This window comes from Arthrobacter sp. H14 (genome assembly GCF_000520495.1).
Lineage (GTDB): Bacteria > Actinomycetota > Actinomycetes > Actinomycetales > Micrococcaceae > Arthrobacter_C.
The window spans coordinates 1-1,717 of record NZ_KI914661.1 but is presented as its reverse complement, the minus strand read 5'-3'; the positions used below and the strand labels follow the sequence as shown (position 1 = coordinate 1,717).

At 62.9% G+C, this 1,717-nt stretch carries 3 protein-coding genes and 2 pseudogenes; 3 read left to right on the top strand and 2 right to left on the bottom strand.

Going from position 1 to position 1,717, the window contains the following annotated elements; all coding sequences use genetic code 11:
• Positions 1 to 224 (top strand): SUMF1/EgtB/PvdO family nonheme iron enzyme (locus tag Y707_RS26005; RefSeq protein ID WP_035781765.1); only part of this gene is annotated, 224 nt, incomplete at its 5' end.
• A gap of 19 nt (positions 225 to 243) precedes the next feature.
• Here the strand turns inward: Y707_RS26005 and Y707_RS26000 are convergent.
• Positions 244 to 906 (bottom strand): annotated as a pseudogene (locus Y707_RS26000) (IS110 family transposase); the annotation flags it as partial.
• A 27-nt stretch (positions 907 to 933) separates the two neighbouring features.
• Between Y707_RS26000 and Y707_RS29910 the strand changes: the two are divergent.
• Complete coding sequence (locus Y707_RS29910; protein ID WP_253905173.1) at positions 934 to 1,071, top strand: SUMF1/EgtB/PvdO family nonheme iron enzyme; 138 nt, start codon at positions 934 to 936, stop codon at positions 1,069 to 1,071.
• A gap of 19 nt (positions 1,072 to 1,090) precedes the next feature.
• On the opposite strand, the pseudogene Y707_RS0113555 reads toward Y707_RS29910, so the two are convergent.
• Positions 1,091 to 1,447 (bottom strand): annotated as a pseudogene (locus tag Y707_RS0113555) (transposase); the annotation flags it as partial.
• Between Y707_RS0113555 and Y707_RS0113550 the strand changes: the two are divergent.
• Positions 1,379 to 1,666, top strand: coding sequence for an SUMF1/EgtB/PvdO family nonheme iron enzyme (locus Y707_RS0113550; RefSeq protein ID WP_026535491.1), 288 nt, complete (start codon positions 1,379 to 1,381; stop codon positions 1,664 to 1,666). The pseudogene Y707_RS0113555 and the gene Y707_RS0113550 sit on opposite strands and share 69 nt — an antisense overlap.
• The last annotated feature ends 51 nt before the right edge of the window (positions 1,667 to 1,717 follow it).

Below are 1,717 nucleotides of genomic sequence, written 5' to 3'. Positions count from 1 at the left end.
CCTCCAGCGACTTCGGCCCATATCCGGGTTTCCGGGTGTTTCCCTATCGCGAGTACAGCGAAGCCTTCTTCGGCGGAGGCTACAAGGTGCTACGCGGTGGGTCCTGGGCGGCCGACGGCGCAGCAAGCCGGGGAACGTTCCGGAACTGGGACTACCCCATCCGGCGCCAGATCTTCACAGGGTTCCGGACCGCCCGGGACGCCGCTCCAGCCAGAGGTAGGTAACGTGTCCCTATGTTCTTTGTCAAGCTGCTTTGGGGACTTTTCCCTCGTAGAGGGTCATGTCTCTGAGCATGGCGAAGAGCATGTCGGTTCGGCGTCGGGCGAGGGCGATCAGGGCTTGGTTGTGGCGTTTACCTTCGGCACGTTTCCGGTCGTAGTAGGCCCGTGATACCGGGTCTTTGAGAGCTGCGAACGCGGAGAGAAACAGGGCGCGTTTGAGCACCTTGTTGCCCTTGTGTGAGGGGTGATCCCCACGGATGGAAGTTCCGGATCTCCAAGTGACCGGTGCCAGTCCGGCGTAGGAGGCCAGATGGCCGGCGGTGGCGAAGTCCTTACCGACGACTTCGGTCAGGATGCGGGCTTCTGTCCTAATGCCGACCGCCGGTATCGACGTCAGGACTGGGTGAAGAGGGTGGGCCTCCACGAGGGCCTCTACCTGGGCATGAATTTCGGTGCGGGCGGTTCGCAGGCCGAGCAGCATCTTGGCCAGTTGCGGCAGTACGGTCGCGGCGGCGTTGGTGCCGACGACCACGACGGTCTGCTCGCCGAGGGCGGTGAAAATTTCCTCCGCCCAACGTTTACCGGCCCGTGGCGCGAATTTGGTCAGGAACGTGTCCACCCGTGTCTGGCCAGCAGCGGACAGGGTCGCAGGGGTCGGGTATTTGCGCCCTATCGCGAGTACAGCGAAGCCTTCTTCGGCGGAGGCTACAAGGTGCTACGCGGTGGGTCCTGGGCGGCCGACGGCGCAGCAAGCCGGGGAACGTTCCGGAACTGGGACTACCCCATCCGGCGCCAGATCTTCACAGGGTTCCGGACCGCCCGGGACGCCGCTCCAGCCAGAGGTAGGTAACGTGTCCCTATGTTCTTTGTCAAGCTGCTTTGGGGACTTTTCCCTCGTAGAGGGTCATGTCTCTGAGCATGGCGAAGAGCATGTCGGTTCGGCGTCGGGCGAGGGCGATCAGGGCTTGGTTGTGGCGTTTACCTTCGGCACGTTTCCGGTCGTAGTAGGCCCGTGATACCGGGTCTTTGAGAGCTGCGAACGCGGAGAGAAACAGGGCGCGTTTGAGCACCTTGTTGCCCTTGTGTGAGGGGTGATCCCCACGGATGGAAGTTCCGGATCTCCAAGTGACCGGTGCCAGTCCGGCGTAGGAGGCCAGATGGCCGGCGGTGGCGAAGTCCTTACCGACGACTTCGGTCAGGATGCGGGCTTCTGTCCTAATGCCGACAGCGACTTCGGCCCATATCCGGGTTTCCGGGTGTTTCCCTATCGCGAGTACAGCGAAGCCTTCTTCGGCGGAGGCTACAAGGTGCTACGCGGTGGGTCCTGGGCGGCCGACGGCGCAGCAAGCCGGGGAACGTTCCGGAACTGGGACTACCCCATCCGGCGCCAGATCTTCACAGGGTTCCGGACCGCCCGGGACGCCGCTCCAGCCAGAGGTAGGTAACGTGTCCCTATGTTCTTTGTCAAGCTGCTTTGGGGACTTTTCCCTCGTAGA

Excerpts from the sequence above, each read along its gene's own strand:
- Y707_RS0113550 (WP_026535491.1), top strand. The coding sequence starts at position 1,379 with ATGGCCGGCGGTGGCGAAGTCCTTACCGACGACTTCGGTCAGGATGCG.